Source organism: Streptomyces mabaensis, assembly GCF_053763515.1.
Genome location: NZ_JBSOPZ010000047.1, coordinates 1 through 20,934, shown reverse-complemented (window position 1 = coordinate 20,934; position 20,934 = coordinate 1). Strand labels below are relative to the sequence as shown.

16 protein-coding genes are annotated in these 20,934 nt (G+C 72.2%); 3 read left to right on the top strand and 13 right to left on the bottom strand.

Annotated elements, in window-relative coordinates:
• Positions 1–6 precede the first annotated feature (6 nt).
• Complete coding sequence (locus tag ACWV17_RS30370; RefSeq protein ID WP_455362194.1) at positions 7–1,038, bottom strand: ABC transporter substrate-binding protein; 1,032 nt, start codon at positions 1,036–1,038, stop codon at positions 7–9.
• Positions 1,039–1,371: 333 nt separating this feature from the next.
• On the opposite strand from ACWV17_RS30370, the gene ACWV17_RS30365 reads away from it, so the two are divergent.
• Positions 1,372–1,785 carry a hypothetical protein gene (locus tag ACWV17_RS30365; protein ID WP_455362193.1) on the top strand — a complete coding sequence of 138 codons (414 nt, stop codon included), beginning with the start codon at positions 1,372–1,374 and terminating at the stop codon, positions 1,783–1,785.
• 292 nt (positions 1,786–2,077) lie between these two features.
• Here ACWV17_RS30365 and ACWV17_RS30360 read toward each other — a convergent pair whose 3' ends face one another.
• The 5 genes from ACWV17_RS30360 to ACWV17_RS30340 form a co-directional block, all read right to left on the bottom strand.
• Positions 2,078–2,524 carry a hypothetical protein gene (locus ACWV17_RS30360; protein WP_455354557.1) on the bottom strand — a complete coding sequence of 149 codons (447 nt, stop codon included), beginning with the start codon at positions 2,522–2,524 and terminating at the stop codon, positions 2,078–2,080.
• Positions 2,525–2,827: 303 nt separating this feature from the next.
• Positions 2,828–3,988: an acyl-CoA dehydrogenase family protein gene (locus tag ACWV17_RS30355; RefSeq protein ID WP_455362192.1), complete on the bottom strand. Its 1,161-nt coding sequence runs from the start codon at positions 3,986–3,988 to the stop codon at positions 2,828–2,830.
• 2 nt (positions 3,989–3,990) lie between these two features.
• The gene (locus ACWV17_RS30350) at positions 3,991–4,929 is read right to left on the bottom strand and encodes a hydroxymethylglutaryl-CoA lyase (protein WP_455362191.1); all 939 of its coding nucleotides are present in this window, start codon (positions 4,927–4,929) and stop codon (positions 3,991–3,993) included.
• Positions 4,926–7,112, bottom strand: a complete 2,187-nt coding sequence (locus ACWV17_RS30345) for an acetyl/propionyl/methylcrotonyl-CoA carboxylase subunit alpha (RefSeq protein ID WP_455362190.1) — start codon at positions 7,110–7,112, stop codon at positions 4,926–4,928. Before ACWV17_RS30345 ends, ACWV17_RS30350 begins: the two co-directional genes overlap by 4 nt.
• Positions 7,113–7,120: 8 nt before the next feature.
• Positions 7,121–8,737: a carboxyl transferase domain-containing protein gene (locus ACWV17_RS30340; RefSeq protein WP_455362189.1), complete on the bottom strand. Its 1,617-nt coding sequence runs from the start codon at positions 8,735–8,737 to the stop codon at positions 7,121–7,123.
• A gap of 89 nt (positions 8,738–8,826) precedes the next feature.
• On the opposite strand from ACWV17_RS30340, the gene ACWV17_RS30335 reads away from it, so the two are divergent.
• Both ACWV17_RS30335 and ACWV17_RS30330 read left to right on the top strand, forming a co-directional pair.
• A complete protein-coding gene (locus tag ACWV17_RS30335) occupies positions 8,827–9,468 on the top strand; it encodes an SACE_7040 family transcriptional regulator (RefSeq protein WP_455362188.1) in 642 nt (213 codons plus the stop codon).
• A 15-nt stretch (positions 9,469–9,483) separates the two neighbouring features.
• Positions 9,484–10,263, top strand: coding sequence for a phosphatase (locus ACWV17_RS30330; RefSeq protein ID WP_455362187.1), 780 nt, complete (start codon positions 9,484–9,486; stop codon positions 10,261–10,263).
• Positions 10,264–10,282: 19 nt separating this feature from the next.
• Here the strand turns inward: ACWV17_RS30330 and ACWV17_RS30325 are convergent, their stop codons facing one another.
• The 7 genes from ACWV17_RS30325 to ACWV17_RS30295 form a co-directional block, all read right to left on the bottom strand.
• Entirely contained in the window at positions 10,283–11,395 is a 1,113-nt protein-coding gene (locus ACWV17_RS30325; RefSeq protein WP_455362186.1) for a S1 family peptidase, read from the bottom strand.
• A gap of 196 nt (positions 11,396–11,591) precedes the next feature.
• Positions 11,592–13,211: a DUF6297 family protein gene (locus tag ACWV17_RS30320; RefSeq protein ID WP_455362185.1), complete on the bottom strand. Its 1,620-nt coding sequence runs from the start codon at positions 13,209–13,211 to the stop codon at positions 11,592–11,594.
• Positions 13,208–13,897, bottom strand: a complete 690-nt coding sequence (locus ACWV17_RS30315; protein WP_455354547.1) for an ABC transporter ATP-binding protein — start codon at positions 13,895–13,897, stop codon at positions 13,208–13,210. Before ACWV17_RS30315 ends, ACWV17_RS30320 begins: the two co-directional genes overlap by 4 nt.
• Entirely contained in the window at positions 13,894–14,139 is a 246-nt protein-coding gene (locus ACWV17_RS30310) for a hypothetical protein (protein ID WP_455354546.1), read from the bottom strand. The genes ACWV17_RS30315 and ACWV17_RS30310 overlap by 4 nt, the downstream gene beginning before the upstream one ends.
• Positions 14,140–14,221: 82 nt before the next feature.
• Complete coding sequence (locus ACWV17_RS30305; protein ID WP_455362184.1) at positions 14,222–16,072, bottom strand: ABC transporter ATP-binding protein; 1,851 nt, start codon at positions 16,070–16,072, stop codon at positions 14,222–14,224.
• Positions 16,069–19,425 (bottom strand): lantibiotic dehydratase, encoded by a 3,357-nt coding sequence (locus ACWV17_RS30300; RefSeq protein ID WP_455362183.1) that lies wholly within the window; start codon positions 19,423–19,425, stop codon positions 16,069–16,071. Before ACWV17_RS30300 ends, ACWV17_RS30305 begins: the two co-directional genes overlap by 4 nt.
• A 37-nt stretch (positions 19,426–19,462) precedes the next feature.
• The gene (locus ACWV17_RS30295) at positions 19,463–20,686 is read right to left on the bottom strand and encodes a lanthionine synthetase C family protein (protein WP_455362182.1); all 1,224 of its coding nucleotides are present in this window, start codon (positions 20,684–20,686) and stop codon (positions 19,463–19,465) included.
• Positions 20,687–20,934 lie beyond the last annotated feature (248 nt).

The following is a 20,934-nucleotide window of genomic DNA, read 5'->3' as shown; positions in this document are numbered from 1 at the left end:
GCGGCGTCAGCTGACCTTCTTGGCCTTCTTGATGGCCTCGGCGAGCTCCTCGAGGATCGGCGCGCACTTGGCGTACGAGAAGATCGGCTCGGTGACACGCGGGGTGATCTGACCGGCCTTCACGGCGGGCAGCTGGGCCCAGGTGGGCTTCGCCTTGAGCGCCTCGGGCTGGAGCTGCGAGGTGCGGTTGTCGAGCATGATCAGATCGGCCTTGTACTTGTCCGCGTTCTCCCAGCTGAGGCTCTCGAAGAAGCCGCCGGCGTCGAGCTTCGTCGGGACGACGAACGTGACGCCCAGCTCCTCGAAGTACTTGAGGTCGGCCGAGGTCTTCGGGGTGGAGACGTAGAACAGGTCGGCGGCGGCGGAGCCGGCGAGGACCTTGATGCCGGGGTTGGCCTTGGCGGCCTCACGGAGGGTCGCGGCCGCCTTCTCGAAGCGGGCCTTCGCGTCGACGGCGGCCTTGGCGTTCAGGTCACCGCCCAGGGACTTGGCGAGCTCGGCGGTGCGCTCCAGCGGCTTGGTCAGCGAGACGTCGCCGCCGACGGCGATGGCGACGCTGGGGGCGAGCTTGAGGATCTTGTCCTTCGACTCGTCCGGCACGTACCAAAGTGCGTCCTTCTCCCAGGTGTTGGTGATCAGGACGTCGGGCGCGAGGGCGGCGTACTTCTCGACGTTGAACTCGCCCCAGACGTTGCCGAGGATCTCGACCTTGGAGATGTCGAGGTCGCCGGCCTGGACGTCCGGCTTGCCGTCCTTCAGCTTCGTCGGGCCGAAGACGCCCTTGACCTCGACGCCGTAGTCGTGCAGCGCGGCGGCCGTACCGATGAACGCGACGATGTTCTTCGGGGTGCTCTTGGTGCTCGCGGTCTGGCCCCGGTCGTCCTTGAAGGACCACGGCCCGGACTTGCCGGCACCCTTGTCCGAGCCCTTCTTGGTGTCGCTGTCGCCACACGCGACGAGCAGCGCACCAAGACCGAGGGCGCCGCCGGCGGCAAGCAGGCCGCGACGGGAGAGGTGAGAAGCTCTGGCGTGATCCATGGGGTGTCTGCTTTCGTACGTGCGGGGGTTCCAGCCGCCGGTCAAGTTTCGAAGGTAGGTTAGCCTAACCTCACCACTTGTCCAGCGAGGGGTCCACGGATCACGGCGCACGGCTGTGTGGCGACCTGTGTGACGACTCTGAGAGGGCGGTTTGCGAGTTGATGTCCGGTTCATCGTTGGGCTTGGGTGAGAGGTGTTGCTCGGTCACCCGCGCCGGAGAAGAGCGTGAAGCGGCCCGCCAGGGCTTCATCAACAACCTCAGCGCCGTCGCCGATATCCCCGGCTGAGCTGCACCCTTGACCTCAACCTTGGCTTAGGTACAACACTTGGCGCATGGAGATCACAAACAGCAGCACCATTCTCTTCCGCAACACCATGCGCATCACCGACGGCCACCTCGACGGCTTCCGGCACGCCATCGCGCAGGCGGTGGCATTCGCTCAAGAGCACGGCCCCCAGCTCATGGTGGAGGTCTTCATCGACGAAGAGCGGATGCTGGCGCACAGCTTCCAGCTCTACCGCGACTCCGATGCCATCCGCGCCCACTGGCGGCTGTCCGACCCGTACATCCGCGAGGTGATGGAGCACTGCACCGTGCAGCACTTCGAGATATTCGGTGAACCGGACCACGACATCGTGGCGGCCTTCAAGACCCCCGACGGCGAATCCTTCCCCTTCACCATCTCGCCCCGCCTCGCCGGCTTCAACCATCTTGAGATGCCTGGCCGGGGTGAATCACCCTCTTAGAGGCGGTTCGTGAGTTGATGTCAGGTTTCGGGATAGTAATACGTCGCACTCCTCGGCGGCAGTTCGTTCGGGAGGTAGGCCCACTGGCAGCCCGTCCGGCCCCCGCCACCCCAACAGACCACCGGCTGCGGACCAGCGGATTCCGCCCTCACCCACACCATCAGGCGACGACAGAAACACTCAAAGACTCACGAACCGCGCTCTGAGACGACGACCGCCCCCAGGACGCCGCCGCGTATGCGGCTGACGGCTGGGGGCGGTTGCGTCGCGCGTGGTCAGCGCGGCGGGATGGTCACGTGCAGTACGGCGTCAGGACCGTGTAGCCCACCCAGACCTGGCCGTGGTAGTTGATGTTGGTGGTGTCTCCGCCCGTGCCGGCCGTGCGGCTGGACCACACAGGGCGGTAACTCCCGTTGTAGATCACCAGGTTCCCGTCGTGCTGGTACTCGACGAAGCGGCCGCCGCTGCCTTGGGTGTTCGAGGCCCAGCAGACCCTGCGTCCCTGCGGTCCGTAGGCGTAGAGCACCAGGTTGCCGTCGCCCTGCATGACGAACTCGGCGTCGTTGATGCCGGCGACCTCCCGCCAGATGCGCTCACCGTTGTAGAGCCGTTCGCCCTTCTTCAGGTAGGACGAGCCGGCCCCGGCCTGGGCCGGGGTACCGGAGGCGACGGTCAGGCCGAGGCCCATGGCAACCGCGGCCAATAAGCTGACGAGCTTGATTCGGTGTCGGGCAGTCATCAGTGTGTTCCCCCTCTTGGTGTAGGCGGTGGAATCATCACAGAGGCAGACCGGGCCGTACCGGGAAACTCATCGCTCTCGGCGGATGGTCCAAGAAAATCAAGCCGCCCCCGCCCACCGGCCGACGCGGGGCTCAGAACCGCGGTCAGGTCAGGGCGCGCAGGTCGAATCTACGGGAATGCGTCTCAAGCCCGGATGGAGCCAGATGTCACGGCCTCGGTGCTCGGACAGCCCGGCCGGCAGGATTGGCCGGGCGGCCGTGTGGGCGCGGGTTACGCGCACGGCCGCCCGGTACAACCGCCGTCAGGCCGGGAGGCCCAGTTCTCGGGCGATCAGCATGCGCTGGACCTCGCTCGTGCCCTCGCCGATCTCCAGGATCTTCGAGTCGCGCCACATGCGGGCCACCGGGTACTCGTTCATGAAGCCGTAGCCGCCGTGGATCTGGGTGGCCTCGCGGGCGTTGTCCACCGCCACCGTGGAGGAGTAGAGCTTCGCGAGCGCCGCCTCCTTCTTGAACGGCTCCCCGTGGACCAGGCGGGAGGCCGCGTCCCGCCAGGAGATACGGGCCGTGTGCGCGCGCATCTCCATGTCCGCCAGCTTGAACTGGATGGCCTGGTTCTCGCCGATCGCGCGGCCGAACGCGTGGCGTTCCCGCGCGTACTTCAGTGACTCGTCCACGCAGCCCTGCGCCAGGCCCGTCGCCAGCGCCGAGATCGCGATGCGGCCCTCGTCGAGGATGCGCAGGAACTGCGCGTAGCCGCGGCCCTCCTCGCCGAGGAGGTTGGCGAGCGGCACGCGGACGTCGGAGAAGGACAGCTCGCGGGTGTCCGAGGCGTTCCAGCCGACCTTGGAGTACGGGGCGGCCACCGTGAAGCCCGGGGTGCCGGACGGGACGATGATCGAGGAGATTTCCGGGCGGCCGTCAGCCTTGCGGCCGGTGACCGCGGTGACCGTGACCAGGCCGGTGATGTCCGTACCCGAGTTGGTGATGAAGCACTTCGAGCCGTTGATGACCCACTCGTCGCCGTCCCGGACGGCGGTCGTCTTCGTACCGCCCGCGTCCGAGCCGCAGTCCGGCTCGGTCAGCCCGAACGCGCCCAGCAGTTCGCCCGAGCACAGGCGCGGCAGCCACTCGCGCTTCTGCTCCTCCGTGCCGAAGCGGTAGATGGGCATCGCGCCGAGGGACACGCCGGCTTCGAGCGTGATGGCGACGGAGGAGTCGACCCGGGCCAGCTCTTCCAGCGCGATGCCGAGGGCGAGGTAGTCGCCGCCCATGCCGCCGTACTCCTCGGGGAAGGGCAGGCCGAACAGGCCCATGCGGCCCATCTCGCGGACGATCTCGTACGGGAACTCGTGGCGCTCGTAGAAGTCGCCGATCTTCGGCGCGACGACGTCGTGCGCGAACTCCTCGACCGTACGGCGGAGTTCCTCGTGCTCGGGGGAGAGGCGGTGGTCGAGGGACATGGCTAGGACTCCTTGTGGGACAGGGCACGGACAGTGCGGGAAGGGCTGGGTCGGCCCAGTTGTTCGGCCATCCACGCGCTGGTGGCGGTGAGGCGGCCGAGGTCGACCCCGGTTTCTATGCCGAGGCCATGGAGCATCCACACGAGGTCTTCGGTGGCGAGGTTTCCGGTGGCGCTCTTCGCGTACGGGCAGCCGCCCAGGCCGCCCGCGGACGCGTCCACGGTGGTCACTCCGTGCTGGAGCGCGGCGAGGGTGTTGGCGAGGGCCTGGCCGTAGGTGTCGTGGAAGTGCACACCGATGGCGGAGGTGGGTACGCCGTCGTCGTTGAGGGCGGCGAGGAGGGCGAGGACGTGGCCGGGTGTGGCGACCCCGATGGTGTCGCCGAGGCTCAGCTCGTCGCAGCCGAGGTCCATGAGCTGCTTGGCGACCCGGACGACCTGATGGACCGGAACGGGTCCCTCCCACGGGTCGCCGAAGCACATCGAGAGGTAACCGCGGACGTGGATCTTGTCCTCGCGGGCCTGGGCGACGACCGGCTCGAACATGGCGAGCGACTCGGCGACCGTCCGGTTGAGGTTGCGCGTCGCGAAGGTCTCGGTCGCGCTCCCGAACACCGCGATGCGGCGCGCGCCGAGGGCGGTGGCGCGGTCGAGGCCGCGGGCGTTCGGGACCAGGACGGGGAGGGCGGCGCCGAGTCCGTCCAGCATCGGGAACAGCTGTTCCGCGTCGGCCAGTTGGGGCACCCACTTGGGGTGCACGAAGCTGGTCGCCTCGATGGTGGAGAGACCGGCGCCGGCGAGGCGGCGGATGAACTCGGCCTTGATCTCGGTCGGCACGACGGTCTGTTCGTTCTGCAGGCCGTCGCGCGGGCCGACTTCGTGGATGCGGATGCGGGGCGGCAGGTCCCGCGCGGGGAACTCCATGGGCAGGCCGTCGGTCATGACGAGGCCTCCTCGGATGCCTCAGGTGTCTCGTGCGGGGCGACCACGGCCAGGACCTGGTCCATGGCGACGGTGCTGCCCGGGGTGACGTCCAGTTCGGTTACGGTGCCGGCGTGCGGGGCGGAGATGAGGTGCTCCATCTTCATCGCCTCGACGACCAGGAGGCCCTGACCGGCGGTGACGTCGTCGCCGACGGCGACCTTCACGACGGTGACGGTGCCGGGCATGGGGGCGGTGAGCGAGTCCACGCCCGCCGCCCGGCCCGCGCCGGCGAGTGCGGCGGCGACGGGGTCGTGGTCCTGCACGTGCCAGCTGTCGCCGTCGCGGCCGAGCCAGACGCCGTCCGGCGAGGGGGTGTGGCTGAAGGTGTGGGTGACGCCGCCCCATTCGATGCCGATGCCGATGCTCACGCGGGCGGGGGGCTGTTCCCCCACCCCGCCCCTTCCCGAAACCGGGGGAAGACCCCCGGCCCCCCGGGGCGGCAGCTGCGCGCCGCCCACCAGGCGGGCCCGTCGCGGTGCGGCTTCGCCCCCCGCAGGTCCCCCTGCGGGATTCGCGCCGGCCCCGGCGGGCTCGGTGCCGGGAGTCGCCTCGGCAGTCCGGGGTACGTCCCCGAGCAGGATCTCCGTGCCCTCCGCTCCGTCGCGCAGGCGGATCGTCACCGGGTCGTGGCCCGGTACGCGTACGTGGTGGACCGTCCAGGCGGGGGTGCCGCCCAGGCGCCAGCCGCTCGCGACCGAGAAGGGGTCCACCCAGCCGGTCGTGCCCATGGCCGGGGCGGCCCGCAGTAGTGCCGCCGCCGCGTACACCTCCTCCGGGACCCCGGTGGGCACCAGGTCGTCCGCGTCGCGCTCCACCAGGCCCGTGTCCAGGTCGCCAGAGACCACCGACGGGTGAGCCAGCAGGCGGCGCAGGAAGCCCGCGTTCGTCGGGACGCCCAGGGTGACCGTCTCCGCCAGGGCCGCGCGCAGCTTGCGCAGGGCCGTGGGGCGGTCCGCGGCGTGGACGATGACCTTGGACAGCATCGGGTCGTACAGGCTCCCGACCTCGGTGCCCTCGGTGAGGCCCGAGTCCGTCCGTACGCCCGGTCCCTGCGGCTCGTGCAGCGCCAGCACCGTGCCGCCCGACGGCAGGAAGCCGCGGGACGGGTCCTCCGCGCAGATCCGTGCCTCGATGGCGTGGCCGGTGAGGGTGATGTCCGCCTGGGAGAAGGGCAGTCGCTCACCCGCCGCGACCCGCAGCTGCCACTCGACCAGGTCCAGCCCTGTGATCAGTTCGGTCACCGGGTGCTCGACCTGGAGCCGGGTGTTCATCTCCATGAAGTAGTACGACGCGGGGTCGTTGCCCGGGACGATGAACTCCACCGTCCCCGCCCCCCGGTACCCGCACGAGCGCGCCGCCTGCACCGCCGCCTCGCCCATCGCCGCGCGCGTGGCCTCGTCCAGCAGGACCGACGGCGCCTCCTCGATGATCTTCTGGTGCCGGCGCTGGAGGGAGCACTCGCGTTCGCCGAGGTGCACGACGTTGCCGTGTGCGTCCGCCAGGACCTGGATCTCGATATGGCGGGGCCGGTCGACCCACCGCTCCACCAGCAGTGTGTCGTCACCGAAGGAGCCGCGCGCCTCGCGCCGGGCGGCGGCGATCTCCTCCGCCAGCACGTCCTCGTCGCGGACCAGCCGCATGCCCTTCCCGCCGCCGCCCGCCGAGGGCTTCAGCAGGACCGGCATGCCGATCTTCCGGGCCGCGGCGGCCAGTTCGTCGTCGGTCAGCCCGCTGCCGGACGAGCCGGGGACCACCGGCACGCCGGCCGCCCGGACCGTCTCCTTGGCCCGGATCTTGTCGCCCATCAGGGAGATGGCCCCGGGCGGCGGGCCGATGAAGGTCAGTCCGGCGTCCGCGCACGCCCGCGCGAACGCCGCGTTCTCGGCGAGGAAGCCGTACCCCGGGTGGACGGCCTGCGCGCCGGAGCGGCGGGCGGCCTCCAGCAGCCGGTCGATCGACAGGTAGCTCTCGGCGGCCGCCGCCGGGCCGATCCGTACCGCCGTGTCGGCCTCCCGTACATGCCGGGCGTCGGCGTCCGCGTCGCTGAAGACCGCGACCGAGCGGATGCCCTGCTCCCGCAGGGTGCGGATGACGCGGACCGCGATCTCCCCGCGGTTGGCGACCAGAACAGTGCTGAACATCAAGGTCCTCACATCCGGAAGACGCCGTAGCCGGGCTCACCCAGCGGCGCGTTGGCGCAGGCGGTCAGGGCCAGACCCACCACCTGGCGGGTCTCCAGCGGGTCGATCACGCCGTCGTCCCAGAGCCGGGCGGTCGCGTAGTAGGCGTTGCCCTGCTGCTCGTACTGGGCGCGGATCGGGTCCTTGAAGGCCTCTTCCTCCTCCGCCGGCCAGTCCTCGCCGCGCGCCTCGATCTGGTCGCGCTTGACGGTCGCGAGCACCGAGGCGGCCTGCTCGCCGCCCATCACCGAGATCTTGGCGTTGGGCCACATCCACAGGAAGCGGGGCGAGTAGGCCCGCCCGCACATCGAGTAGTTGCCCGCGCCGTACGACCCGCCGACAACCACCGTCAGCTTCGGGACGCGCGTGCACGCCACCGCCGTCACCATCTTGGCGCCGTGCTTGGCGATGCCGCCCGCCTCGTAGTCCCGGCCGACCATGAAGCCGGAGATGTTCTGCAGGAAGAGCAGCGGGATGCCGCGCTGGTCGCACAGCTCGATGAAGTGCGCGCCCTTCTGGGCGGATTCGGCGAAGAGGATGCCGTTGTTGGCGACGATGCCGACCGGGTGGCCGTGGATCCGGGCGAAGCCGGTGACCAGGGTGGTCCCGAACTCGGCCTTGAACTCCGCGAACCGCGAGCCGTCGACGACACGGGCGATCACTTCCCGTACGTCGTAGGGCGTACGGGAGTCGACCGGCACCGCGCCGTACAGCCCGGCCGGGTCGGCCTTCGGCTCCTCCACCGGCTCGACGGACCAGGGCAGTGCGCCGCGTCCGGGCAGGGTCGAGACGATCGTACGGACGATCCGCAGCGCGTGCGCGTCGTCCTCCGCGAGGTGGTCCGTGACGCCCGAGACGCGGGAGTGGACATCGCCGCCGCCGAGCTCCTCGGCGGTGACGACCTCGCCGGTGGCCGCCTTCACCAGCGGCGGGCCGCCGAGGAAGATCGTGCCCTGGTTGCGCACGATCACCGCCTCGTCGCTCATCGCCGGGACGTACGCGCCGCCCGCCGTGCAGGAGCCGAGCACCGCCGCGATCTGCGGGATGCCGGCGCCGGACATCCGGGCCTGGTTGTAGAAGATCCGGCCGAAGTGCTCGCGGTCGGGGAAGACCTCGTCCTGCATCGGCAGGAAGGCGCCGCCGGAGTCGACCAGGTAGAGGCAGGGCAGCCGGTTCTCCAGCGCCACCTCCTGGGCGCGCAGGTGCTTCTTGACCGTCATCGGGTAGTACGTGCCGCCCTTGACCGTGGCGTCATTGGCGACGATCACCACCTCGCGGCCGCTGACCCGCCCGATGCCGGCGATCACGCCCGCCGCCGGGGCCGCCCCGCCGTACATCCCCTCGGCGGCCAGGGGGGCCAGCTCCAGGAAGGGCGAGCCGGGGTCGAGGAGGGCGTCCACCCGGTCCCTCGGCAGCAGCTTTCCGCGGGCCGTGTGCCGGGCGCGGGCCTTCTCGCCGCCGCCCAGCCGGGCCGCCGCCAGCCGGGCCCGCAGGCCCTCGGACAGCTCCTGGTGGGCGGCCTCGTTGACCCGCCAGGCCTCGGACGCCGGATCGGCGGCGCTCGCCAGCACTGGTGCCTGCTGCATCCCTCGAGCTCCCTTGCTCGGTTAATGAGCGTTAACGTTGTTTCGCTCAGGTTAACGACCGCTAACAGCCCTGTCTAGAATGAATTCCTATGAGCACCAGGACCGCGGCCCCGACCCGCCGTGAGCAGATCCTCAGGGAAGCCGCCCGCCTCTTCGCCGAGCGCGGCTTCCACGGCGTCGGCGTGGACGAGATAGGGGCCGCCGTGGGCATCAGCGGCCCTGGTCTCTACCGCCACTTCCCGGGCAAGGACGCGATGCTCGCCGAGCTGCTCGTCGGCATCAGCGACCGGCTGCTCACCGGCGGCAAGTACCGGGTGGCGGAGGCGGACGGCAACCCCGAGTCCGTACTCGCCTCACTCATCGACGGGCACATCGACTTCGCCCTCGACGACCGCCCGCTCATCACTCTCCACGACCGCGAGCTGGACCGCCTCCGGGACAGCGACCGCAAGCTGGTGCGCCAGCTCCAGCGGCAGTACGTCGAGCTGTGGGTGGCGGCCGTCCGGGAGATCCACCCCGACGTGCCGGAAGCCCAGGCCAGGGCCGCCGTGCACGCCGTGTTCGGGCTGCTGAACTCCACCCCGCACCTTGGTTCGTACGGCAGCGGCCTGCCCGGCCGGGCCGCCACCGAGACGCTGCTGCGCCGCCTGGCGCACGGCGCGTTCGGGGCCCTGACGGACGGGCAGGAGCCGTCCAGCGTTCGGGACGCCCGGCCCGCCGGTGGTCGCTGACGGCACAATGGGCGCATGCCGATACCCAGCCGTGCCGCCCTTGTCGACCACCTCGTCCGCACCCGTATCGCCGGTGATGTCGCCACCCCCCGCGACAACAACCTCTCCCACTACCGCAAGCTCGCGAACGGCGACCGCCACTACTGGCTCGGCCTGGAGCTCGGCGACCGCTGGACCGACGAGCAGGACGTCCTCGCCGTCATGGCCGAGCGCTGCGGCGTCAACGACGACCCGCAGCACCGCTTCGGCCAGGACACCATTGACCCCGAGCTGACGGTCGACGCCCTGGAGCGGATGGCGGCGCGGCTGCGCAAGGCCGCCGCGGGCAAGGAGCGCGTCCTGTTCGCCACCGGCCACCCCGGCGGCCTGCTGGACGTGCACCGTGCCACGGCCGCCGCGCTGCGGGCCGCCGGCTGCGAGATCATGGTGATCCCCTCGGGTCTGACGGCGGACGAGGGCTATGTGTTCCAGTTCGCGGACGTCGCGGTGCTGGAGCGCGGCGCGACCCTGTGGCACACGCACTCACCCCGGCCGATGGCGGCGATCCTGGACGGCCTCGCGGCCGAGGGCCGCCCGCAGCCCGACCTGGTGGTCGCCGACCACGGCTGGGCGGGCTGCGCGGGCCAGCGCGGGATCGACGCGGTCGGGTACGCGGACAGCAACGACCCGGCGCTGTTCCTCGGCGAGGCGGAGGGCACGCTCCAGGTGACGGTGCCGCTGGACGACCACGTCACCGACCCGCGCTTCTACGACCCGCTGACGGCGTACCTGCTGGACGCGGCGGGGCTGCTCTGAGGCCGTCCGTCAGGTCACCTCAGGGCGTGCGGGCCAGCCGGGTGCCGGTGGTCTTCAGCAGCGGACGGATGTCCGTGAAGTACACCCGCCAGGAGCAGGCCCGGCCAGTACCGCTGGGCAGCCCGGTGCAGGCGACCGGCTGCTGCCGGTCGTACGCGGAGATCATGCCGTGTGCGGTGACCCGCCCGGACTTCCCCCGGCCCGAGTACACCGGTCCTCCGCTGTCGCCGTTGCCCGCGGCGGCCTCCCGGGCGGTCTGTTCGGCTTCCACCTGGTGCGGGACCTTCACGCCGCCGATGGTCAGCACCACGCCGACCTTGGTGACCTTGAGGCCGCAGTGGGTCCCGGACACTGCACCCGAGGCGCACACGTACTGGCCGACCACCGGGGAGCGGCTGCCCGACACCCGGCGGGCGACCTCGTCGACGCCGTCCAGGTTCTCCGTCACCGCGCCGTGCCACACCTTGCCGGACCCGTCCGCCGCGACGACCAGGGCGTCGGCGGCCGGGTGACGTGCGACGGCGTTGCCGATGTACTCGCCGTCGCCGTTGTACCAGGGGCTTCCCACGGCTCCGCAGTGGCCCGCGGTGAGCAGCCGGCGCTGTCCGGTGCGGCGCTCCACCACACCGAACCCGACGGTGCACGTCTCCGCCTCACTGATGATCAGTGCTCCGCCGGTCACGGGTGTGGCGTCCGTGGCCCGGCCCGCGGGCCGGGGGCCGGGACCGTGCTCCACGGTGACCGGCACGCCCGCGGCCGGTACCCCGGTGGCCGGGGCGTCCGAGGCGGTCCGGCGCCCGCCCTCCACCCGTACGCGCAGACCGGTTCCGTCGGGCAGGGGAGCGGCCGAGACGACCCGGCCACCACCCGTGGCGGCCGTCTCCAGGACGCGGTGCGCCTCGTACTCCAGCCGGGCGAGTGAGTACGGCGCGGAGCGGACGTGGACGCGCACCTCGGGGGTGCTGAGTGAGCTGTTCAGGTCCCGTACGGCCGCGGGGAGTGCGCCGTGCCAGTACAGGTGGAGTGCCGAGCGGTCCGGGTCGATGGTCAGACCGGCGAAGCCCGGCCCCGCGGAACCCGCGGCTTCCCGGATGCGGTCCGAGGCTGCCAGCAACGGTTCCTGGCGGTCCATCAGAATCGGTGTGCCAACCGCTGGTTGGGAGGATTCGGCGGATTCTGCGGCCAGGGACGGCGCGGGGACCGAGGCCGCGAGCAGCAGCGCGAGACCGGCGGGAATCAGGGCATGACGAAGGGAGGGGCGTATCACAACGGCTTCCTTGAGGTGAGGGAACGTGAGCGAGGTGCGGTGGGTCAGCTGCGTGCGGACGTCAGCCGCGCTGAAGCGCCCAGGCCCGGAATCCGGCCCAGGCGGCGAGTCCCGCCGTGGCCGACAGCAGGTAGAGGAGGACAGCGACCACGGACCACCCAGGGGGTTCGTCACGCAGCAGCAGCGTCACCACCGGGAACAGGACGAGCAGCGCCACCGCCGGGCCCCGCAGATACCAGACGGCCAGGTTCACCGGGGCGGTGTTGCCGAGCGGAGTCTCCGCGCCCACCAGCAGTTCCACGGGCAGCGTCCCCCGGCAGGCGGAGACCAGGCCCGCCGCCACCAGCCCCGGAAGGCACAGGACCAGGGCCGCCACAGGCAGTACGGCGAGGCCGAGACCGGCGGTCACCCCGCAGGCCGCGGCTCCCGCGGTGAGCAGGGTGGCGACGGGCAGCAGCGCATGCCGCAGCACGACCCCGGCGAGCGGCCAGGGCAGCCGGCCCGAGCGGGCGGGATCGTCGCCGTCCAGCCTCGCGGCCTCCAGCAGTGCCCCCGCCGCGGCGTATCCGCCGGCCAGTGCGGCGACCACCGCGAGAGAGCGGAAGCCTCCCGAGAGCCGGTCCGCCAGGGTGACGGCGGCGCAGCCCGCCGCCAGCCAGAGTGCCGACCAGCCCAGTGCGGCGGGCCGGGACAGCCAGTGCACCAGGGTGCGCCAGGGGACGATCAGACGCGGGTCGCGCGGCGGGCGCGGCGCCGGCGGCCGGCCGGAACGCCGGCCCGGCAGGCCGGGCCCGCTCACCTGGACGCGTGCCTGCCGGAAGTTCATGGTGACCATCGCGGCGGACACCGCGGCAGCGGTACGTGCCCGCTCCTGAAGGGTCAGGGTGGACAGCGCGGCGACCCGGCGATCGGCCAGACGCAGCACGGCCCACGCGCAGCCGACGAGCAGCACCGCCGCGACTGGTGCGCCGGGCCGCTCCACCCCGCAGGCGGCGGCCCAGAGCTGGGCCGCCCACCCCCACGGACCCGACCAGAGCAGGACGGCCTCCGGCCACGCCGGCACGGGCGAGACCGTGCCCCTGGCCACCGCCAGACCCGAGGCGAGTGCCGCGCCCGCCGTCAGGACACCCGGCGGCAGCCGTAACGTACCGGGCGGCCTCCGGCACGCGAGCAGCCCGGCCAGACCGGTGCCCAGGGCGGCGAACGCGCCTCCCGCGACGGCGGCGGCGGCAAGACTCCCGGTGCCGACATCGCCCGCCACCACGAGCCGGCCGAAGTACGCGCCGACCGTGCAGAGCGCCGCGGCCGCACCGGCGTGGATCAGTGCCGTGCGGCGGAAGCGCGGCCGCAGCAGCCTCGCTCGCGCCACCGGGGTCGGCAGCAGCCAGGTCACGGTGGCGGCGTCCAGCAGTACCGGGCCCCCCCACCGTGCCGCGCCCGTGACCAGCCGTAGCCAGCCCAGCGCCGTCGCCGTGGCCACACCGGGCAGTACGGCCTGCATCCGGGACGCCCGCGGCTCCAGCGGTCCGTCCGCGGAGCCCGCCATGATCACCGCATGCGGTACGAGGTAGAGCCCCCCGAGCAGCAGTACGACGTAGGCATGGAAGGCGATGTCGCGGCGGGAGCGCCGGCGGTGCTGCCGGCGGGCCCGGTGCAGCGCGGTGAGAGCCGCGTCGCTCACAGGGTGGCCTCCGCGAGCACCCGGCCGGGCGGTCCCTGGGCGATCAGGCGGCCCTCTTCGAGGAGGAGCAGGCGGTCCGCGACCTCCTCGGCCAGTTTCCCGTCATGAGTGGCGAACAGCACTGCCGTGCCGCGTTCGCGCTCCTCCCGGAGCTGTCGGCCCAGCGCGGCCCGCGAGCCCGGGTCGAGCCGCTGTTCGGGCTCGTCGAGCACCAGCAGGTCGCGAGGACGCACCAGCGCGGAGGCCAGCAGCAGCTGCTGTGCCTTGCCGGAGGAGAGCGCCGCCGGCCGCAGATCCGCATGGTCCGTCAGCCGGGTGCGTGCCAGCGCGACGGCCACGCGGGCATCGGTCTCCTCGCGTGCACCGTGGGCGATCGCGACCAGCTCAAGATGTTGACGTACCGTCAAGTCCGGGTAGAACGCGGGACCGTCCGAGACCACCGCGATCCGTGCCCGTGTCCGCGGCTCGCTGTCGTCGACCGGGACGCCGGCGAAGGACACCGTTCCGGTCGTCGGCCGTTCCCTGCCGACGGCGATGCGCAGCAGAGTGGACTTGCCCGAGCCGTTGGCGCCCATGAGAGCGACGCACTCCCCGGGACGCACCTCCAGATCCAGCGGGTGCAGCACTGTCATCTCACCGTACTGCTGTCCCACACCGGCGAGTTCGAGGCCCGGCAGCGGTGTCACCGGCGGTTCCATCCCCGTACGACGCAGTACGCCCCGGCCGAGAGCACCAGGAAGAACCCGCCCCGCAGCAGGAGGGTGAGATACAGCCGCATGTCGTCGGAGAAGCTGTCGGACCGGGTCTGCGCGTAGAAGAGCAGAGCGCAGCTCAGCACGATGAGAGCGGCGCCGCCCGCGATCCACAGGCCTCGGACGGCCGGTCCCGCGGGAGTGTTCTTTCGGTCGGTCGGGGAGTGGTCTGCCACGGCGGTTCTGCCTCTCGGTTCTGTGTGGGGGGTGACCGGGGATACGGGCGGCCCGGTGCGGATGCTCAGACGGGACGGGTGCTCAGACGGGACGGACGACCGGATCGTCCAGATAGCCGGAGGCCTGGAGCCGGAACAGCTTGGCGTACGTCCCGTCCAGGTCCATCAGTTCGTGGTGCGTGCCCTGCTCCAGCACCCGGCCCTGGTCCAGGACGACGATGTGGTCGGCGACCCGGACCGTGGAGAAGCGGTGGGCGATGAGCAGGGTGGTCGCCTGGCCGGCGATCTCCCGCAGCCGTTCGAAGATCTGGGCCTCCGCCGCCGCGTCGATGGACGCGGTGGGCTCGTCCAGGACCATCACGGGGGCGCCGCGCAGGAACGCCCGGGCCAGCGCCACCTTCTGCCACTGTCCGCCCGAGAGCTGTCTGCCGCCCTCGAACCAGCGGCCCAACGGGGTGTCCAGGCCGTCCGGGAGCCGGTCCAGGAACTCTCCCGCGTCCGCCTGCTCAGCGGCCCGGCGGATCTTCTTCTCGTCGTCGAGGTCGTCGACGCGGGCGTAGCCGATGTTGGCGCGCGCCGAATCCTCGTAGCGGACGAAGTCCTGGAAGATGACCCCGATGCTGCGGCGCAGCTGCTCCAGGTCGTACTCCTCCACCGGATGCCCGTCGATCAGGATGCGGCCGGAGTCCGGCTCGTACAGCCGGGACAGCAGCTTCACCAGGGTGGTCTTGCCCGCGCCGTTCTGGCCGACCAGCGCGACACAGCGGCCGGCCGGCAGGGTGAGACTGAAGTCCTCGAGGACCGGGGCGCTCCCGCCTGGATAGCTGAACGTGACGTCGCGGAACTCGATGCCGTGGGTGAGCCGTTCGGGGAACGGGCGCGAACCGCTGCGCAGCGTGCGCTCGGGGGTGTCGAGGAACGTGAAGAGGTTGCCGAGGAAGAGATTGTGTTCGTACAGCTCCCCGAAGCCGGCGAACAGGCTCTGTGCCGAGGCCTGCACCACGGTGATCGCCGCGACATAGCCCGCGAACTGGCCGATCTGCCCGCTCTCCACGGTGCTGCCGACCGCGAAGAGCACCGCGCCGCCGGACGCGGCGACACTGAACAGTCCCAGCAGGGCGTTGGCCGTGGACTGCTTGCGGGCCAGCGACCGGTCCACCGCGTAGAAGCGGCCGATCATCCGGCGGTAGCGGTCGAGGAAGAAGCCGCCCAGGGAGAACAGCCGGGTCTCCTTGTACGTACGGTCGTTGGTGACCAGGTACTGGAGGTAGCTGGCACGGCGGCGGTCGGCAGCCCGCTCGTTCTCCACCTTCCACGTCATGCGGCTGTAGAACATGGTGGCCAGGACCGAGGGAATCGGCGCGCAGAGCACGGCCAGTGCCACCCACGGGTCCCAGGACAGCAGAACGGCCGCCACCGACACCAGGGTCACCGCGTGGGACACCACGGCGATCAGATCGGAGAACAACTGGTAGGGCCGGTAGGCCGCTTCCCGGTTTGCGCGCTGAAGAGCGTCGTAGGTGGCCGGGTCCTCGAAGTGCTCCAGCTGGAGCCGGACCGCCTTCTCCATGATGTCCGTACTGATCCGGTTGGCCATCCGGTACTGAAGGAGCGCCTCCAGATAGTTCTGGCCGATGCCGCACAGATGGCCGGCCAGCGCGACCGCGGCGAGCAGCACTCCCACGGACAGGGCGTCGTCCAGCGCACCCGGCGTGCCGCCGACGGCGTCGGCGACATACTGGACGGCCCTGGTGGTCAACTGCACGGAGGCCGCGGGCAGCAGGGCGGTCAGCAGGGTGGTGACGACGACGCCGGTCATGTGGCCGGCGCTGACGCTCCACAGCAGCCGCAGCGTCCGGGCCCAGTGCCGGCCGGAAGCCGCGGCGGGCCCAACGGCGGGATCCGCGGCGGGTTCCACGGTGTGCACGGTCACGCCCCCCGGGTCCCGCGGCCGGCCGTGACGAGGGCCGGGCGGCGGCGGATGGCCTCCAGGGCCTGCGCCCAGAGTTCGTGGCACAGCCGCTCGCGCTCCTGTCCCATCCCCAGGAAGCGGTTGGCGCGCATATGGGCGAGGCTCGCCAGCATCCTCTGCTCATCCCCCACCAGGCGCCCCGCGCCGGCCAGTTCACGGATCAGGCCGCCCGCCTCGGCGAGCACGCTCTGCTGCCGGACGAGTATACGTTCGAGGGCGGGGGCGTACTGCCGCGCCGCGGAGTCGGGGTGGGCGTCCCACGGCACCAGTAGGTCGCACAGGGTCCGCTGGATCCGCCGGAAGTGCTTCCTGGCGCCGTCGGACAGTGCCCGGTCGGTGGGCCGGGAGTCCAGCGGGTCGGACCCCCAGTCCCGGTAGAGCGTGTGCATGGCCAGCACGCACAGCGCCTCGGCGTCGAGATCCAGACCCCCCAGGCGCCTGGCTGCGACGAGTTCGGCGCAGACGTCGCTGTCGGCCTCGAAGACCCGCTCGGCGGCGTCCATCGCCTCCGGGCCCCCGTACCGTTCCAGCTCGCGTTCGTAACCCGCCAGCACCACATCGGCGGCCAGCCCCGTCTCGATCAGTCCGTTGGCCCAGGCCAGACAGGTGGTCAGCAGGGTCGCGGCGTGCTCGTCGCGGGAAGCCCGGAAGCGGATACGCAGATGCGGCATCGGGTCGGCGTACCTCAGGAAGAACCAGCGGTCGACGAGCCCGTCGGCGCGCAGGGCTCCGACGAGTTCGCGCAGCGGCCCGGCGATCACGTCCTCGTGCCGGGTGGCGGCGCCGTACAGCTTCAGGTACGTCCACTCTCCGCCGGCCGGGTGGGAGCGCCGGCTCTCGCGCGGGGCGCGGAACCGCTGCACGAGATCGGTGATCCCGGCGGTGGATTCCACGCCGGGCGCGCGGCCGGGTCCGGCCGGGAGACGGGTGGGCACGGCCGAGCGCCGGCTGTGCGCGGGATCGCGGCTCAGCAGGGGCACGACGACCTCGTTGAGGTAGTGGCCGCCGTCCGGGTCGCGCAACCAGCTGCCGGGGAAGCCGGGCATGGCCTCGTGGAGGGTCAGCTGTACGCGTCCTTCGCTCTTCAGCCGGGAGAGTTCCTCGCGCAGTTCGTCGGTCGCCAGCGGGTGCTCCAGGTCGAGCATCAGGCGGTTGTCCATCCAGACGAGATAGACGTACCGGGGTACGTTCCACTGGGCGCGCCAGCGGCTCACCAGAGCGTGGAACGCGTCGGCGCCGGGCAGCGGCGCCCCGGCGGCGAGGCCGAGGCGCTCCGCGGTCAGCGACCACTGCGCGGGGTGCAGTACGGCCCGCCCGCGGGTGACCCTGGGCAGGAACGGCGCGCAGGCCATCGGGCCCCAGTCGAAGCCGGCGAGCGGCGCGAAGCCGTCCTCGGACAGCTCCAGCAGCAGCCGGCAGACATTGGGCGCCTGGGTGGCGGTGAGCATATGGCTCTGGGTCACCACGAGTTCCCTGCCCAGCCGGGCGGACCGCAGGAAGAAGCGGTTCGCGGTGGCGCCGACCAGGATGTCGTCCAGCGCGATCCGGAACGCGGGCTCGACCGTGGGTGCGGTGTTGACGCAGATCTCGTGCGTGCGCAGCCGGGGGTGCAGAGCGACGTTGCCGGAACGGCCGTGCGGGTGCAGATAGTTCAGTTCGGCGAAGACCGTCCCGGGGCAGTGCTCCTCCTCCGCCCGGGCGTATCCGCGCAGGCGCTCCAGCGTCTCGTCGTCCAGCAGGTCGAAGAACCGTCCGAAGGTACGGCCGCCCTCGGCCATGCCGGCCGGGGCCAGCACCAGCCGCCAGTCGTCGCCGCGCAGCGCCTCGGCGGAGCCCGCGGCCACCTGGACGTACAGATCCAGCGCGGGCCGCACCCGCGGCTGGTGCTCACCGGCCCGCCACACCGACAGCTGTTCAAGACGCTCGTCGGTGATCTCCAGCTCGCCGGCGCCTGAGCTCAGTGCCTCGGCGGCGAGGGCGGCCAGCCGGAGTTCCCGCATCCGGTCGCGGTCCTCGCCGACCGGTGGGAGCGGGAACGCGCGGGCGGGCGCGGTGTACGGGGTGGGAGCGTCGAGCCCGGCCTCCGGGCTGAGCAGTTCCAGCAGCGGCACTTCGGAGTCGACTCCATAGCGTTCCAGGAACGCCGCGTGGTACTCCGCGATGTGCTGGGGCCGGGGCGGATGGCTGCCCAGGCGCAGCAGTGTCTCGGCCGCCTCGGCGGCCGCCGCGCCGACCTCGGCGGGCAGTCCCGTCCCGGTGACGGCCAGAGCGGTGTCCAGCTGGTACGTCTCACCGGTGTACCCGGGGGTCATCGCACGCTGGTGCGCGGTGAGATCCGTCAGCCGGGAGACGGGAGCGGTGCCGCGTCCGGCATCGATCCGCCCGGCCAGCGTGCGGACGGTGTGCAGCCCTGCGACCACGTCACGGGCCGCGGGTATCGCCTCGAGCCGCCCGGCGAGGGCGAGTTCGGGGAGTGGCTCGCTGAGAGAGGGACGCAGTTCGCTGGTCAGCGCGTGCAGATCCCACAACTGGGCGAGGAATGCGGCCGCCTTGTCATGCGTGGCGCCGGGGATGTCCCGCGCGATCCGGTCGACGATCCGGGCGTACGTCGTGCCGGGCACCCGGGCGAGACGCAGTGCCAGCTCGGCGGGCGCGGTGATCCGGAAGTCGGCCAGGCGGTTGTCCTCCTCGCCGTAGACATCGGCCACCGGGAGTACGGCCCGGTCGCCCACCCGGTAGAGCCCCGGGTTGACCGTCACCGGCAGCTGGGCCCGCACGGCCGGGTCGCTCTCGGTTTCCTTGAGCAGCGCCAGCAGCCAGCCCAGATCGGCACGGGTGCGGGTCCTGGCGACCGGGTCCCGCCCCAGCGCGAGACCGGCGTCCTCGGTGAACAGGCCGGTGGTGACGCCCGCGAAGAGACCGTACGGCGTCGGCCGGGTCGCCATGCGGGTCACATAGCGCAGCAGGGTGGAGTAGGCCCGGCGGGCGCGCTTGTCGTCCTCCGGATCCGCGGCGAGACGGCCGAGGCCGGCGGTGACGGAGGCGCTGCCGATGTGCAGGGCCTGGGCGATCCGGGGGCGTGCGGCCGCCTGCCGCAGCAGCTTCCGGCCCTCCCTGCGCAGCCGTGCCAGTCGCGCGGGCTCGCCTTCGCTCCGGCCGTCCGGTGCCGCGTCCTCGTCGCTGTTCCCGCTCGCTCCGAGGGCCAGGAACTCCTGGACGGGCAGGAGCGGGGTCCGCAGCAGGTAGAAGTCCGCGGGCCGGTACAGCGTTCCGCCGGCCGGGGACGGGCGAAGGGAGGGTCGTTCTGATGTCACGGGTGGGTGCCTCTCGGTGATCCGGCCGGTCCGTACGTCACGCGACCAGCAGGGCGCGCGTCCAGTGGGGCTCGGCCGGGCCGGCGGCGGCCCACAGCGCGAGTGCGACCCCGCCGGCGCCGGTCAGGACGCCGGGGCTGTCCAGCAGTACGCCCGGCTGCTCCAGGTCCTGCACCCCGAGGGGAAGGGCCGCGTCGCAGTGGGAGAGCAGGTGCGCGACGAGCGCGGGCAGTTCGCCGCGCGCGGCGCCGCTCGTGGTGCGGCGGGCGAACGCCGCGCAGATCACGACGAGGCCGGCGGCGCCGTGGCACAGCGTCGCGGAGGAGAAGCGGCCGGCCGCGGCGAACCGGCGGAGCACGGCGTCGAAGGCGTCGACGGCGACCGTGCGCAGCGCCGCGTCACCGAGCGCGTCGGCCGCGTCGAGCAGGGCGCAGGCCACCCCGGGGGCGCCGTAGCACCAGGCCGTGCGCGCCGGGGTGAGTCCGCTCCGCGTCTCCGCGCCGGAGGCGTCCAGCGGGATGCCGGAGGGCCAGTTGCGGCCCGAGTCGTCCTCGAAGGAGACCTCGATCAGGTAGTCCGCGATGTCGCGGACGGTTTCGGCCAGTCGGGGGGTGCGGACACCCGCGGTCAGCGCGAAGGAGAGAGCGGCGAGGATGCCGGGGATGCCGTGCGCGAGGCCCAGGTTCAGGTACCCGTGCGGGTAGGGGCCGCGGTAGTCCTCGGACGGGTAGTACCGCGGGTGTACGTACCAGGAGGGCCACCCGTCGGCCGTGCGGGACGTGGACAGCGCCACGAGTTCCGCGGTGACGGACTCGGTGGCCTGCCGTACCGCGTCCCCGGCCGGACCCGGCTCGTGCAGGGTGGGGGTGGCCGTCAGATGGGCCAGGACGCCGGAGAGGCCGGCGATCGCGTCGTACAGGTCGTAGCCCACTCCGTCGGTGGCGACCGTGTGGCCCGGCGGCAGCGCGGCGATCTGGCCGGCGAGCCGCTCGTCGAGGCTGCGCAGCAGGGCCGCGTAGCGCGGCTCGTCCCGGACGCAGTCGGCGACCGCGAGGGCCAGACCGGCCGTGCCGCCGGCCATGCCCGGCTCGTCGAGCGGGGCGTCGTGCGTGCTGCGGGCGGCGGCGGCCAGGTGATGCTGCGAGAGCTCCTCCCAGCGGCCGGCCTCGGCTGGGAGAGCCCGGGCCGCGTACCGGAACACCAGCGCGGTGCCCGCCTCGCCGGCGAGCAGCGAGGGGCCGCCCCACCCGAAGGGGTTCACGGCGTTCTTCTCGCACGATTCCAGCGCACGCCGGACTGTTTCCGGCTCGGCGAGCCGACGGGAAATCGTGCGGGCGAATTCACGCGCATTATCGGCGAGCTTTTCTGGCAGCAGGGCTTGCGAATGTGCGGGCACGGACCGGTTTTTCTCTTGGGAATCTGGAGGCCTGGAGGGGGGCGGGGGGGGGGGGGGGGGGGGGGGGGGGGGGGGGGGGGGGGGGGGGGGGGGGGGGGGGGGGGGGGGGGGGG

Excerpts from the sequence above, each read along its gene's own strand:
- ACWV17_RS30360 (WP_455354557.1), bottom strand. The coding sequence starts at position 2,524 with ATGACTGCCCGACACCGAATCAAGCTCGTCAGCTTATTGGCCGCGGTT.
- ACWV17_RS30330 (WP_455362187.1), top strand. The coding sequence starts at position 9,484 with ATGCCGATACCCAGCCGTGCCGCCCTTGTCGACCACCTCGTCCGCACC.
- ACWV17_RS30335 (WP_455362188.1), top strand. The coding sequence starts at position 8,827 with ATGAGCACCAGGACCGCGGCCCCGACCCGCCGTGAGCAGATCCTCAGG.
- ACWV17_RS30370 (WP_455362194.1), bottom strand. The coding sequence starts at position 1,038 with ATGGATCACGCCAGAGCTTCTCACCTCTCCCGTCGCGGCCTGCTTGCC.
- ACWV17_RS30345 (WP_455362190.1), bottom strand. The coding sequence starts at position 7,112 with ATGTTCAGCACTGTTCTGGTCGCCAACCGCGGGGAGATCGCGGTCCGC.
- ACWV17_RS30355 (WP_455362192.1), bottom strand. The coding sequence starts at position 3,988 with ATGTCCCTCGACCACCGCCTCTCCCCCGAGCACGAGGAACTCCGCCGT.
- ACWV17_RS30340 (WP_455362189.1), bottom strand. The coding sequence starts at position 8,737 with ATGCAGCAGGCACCAGTGCTGGCGAGCGCCGCCGATCCGGCGTCCGAG.
- ACWV17_RS30365 (WP_455362193.1), top strand. The coding sequence starts at position 1,372 with ATGGAGATCACAAACAGCAGCACCATTCTCTTCCGCAACACCATGCGC.
- ACWV17_RS30350 (WP_455362191.1), bottom strand. The coding sequence starts at position 4,929 with ATGACCGACGGCCTGCCCATGGAGTTCCCCGCGCGGGACCTGCCGCCC.
- ACWV17_RS30325 (WP_455362186.1), bottom strand. The coding sequence starts at position 11,395 with ATGGACCGCCAGGAACCGTTGCTGGCAGCCTCGGACCGCATCCGGGAA.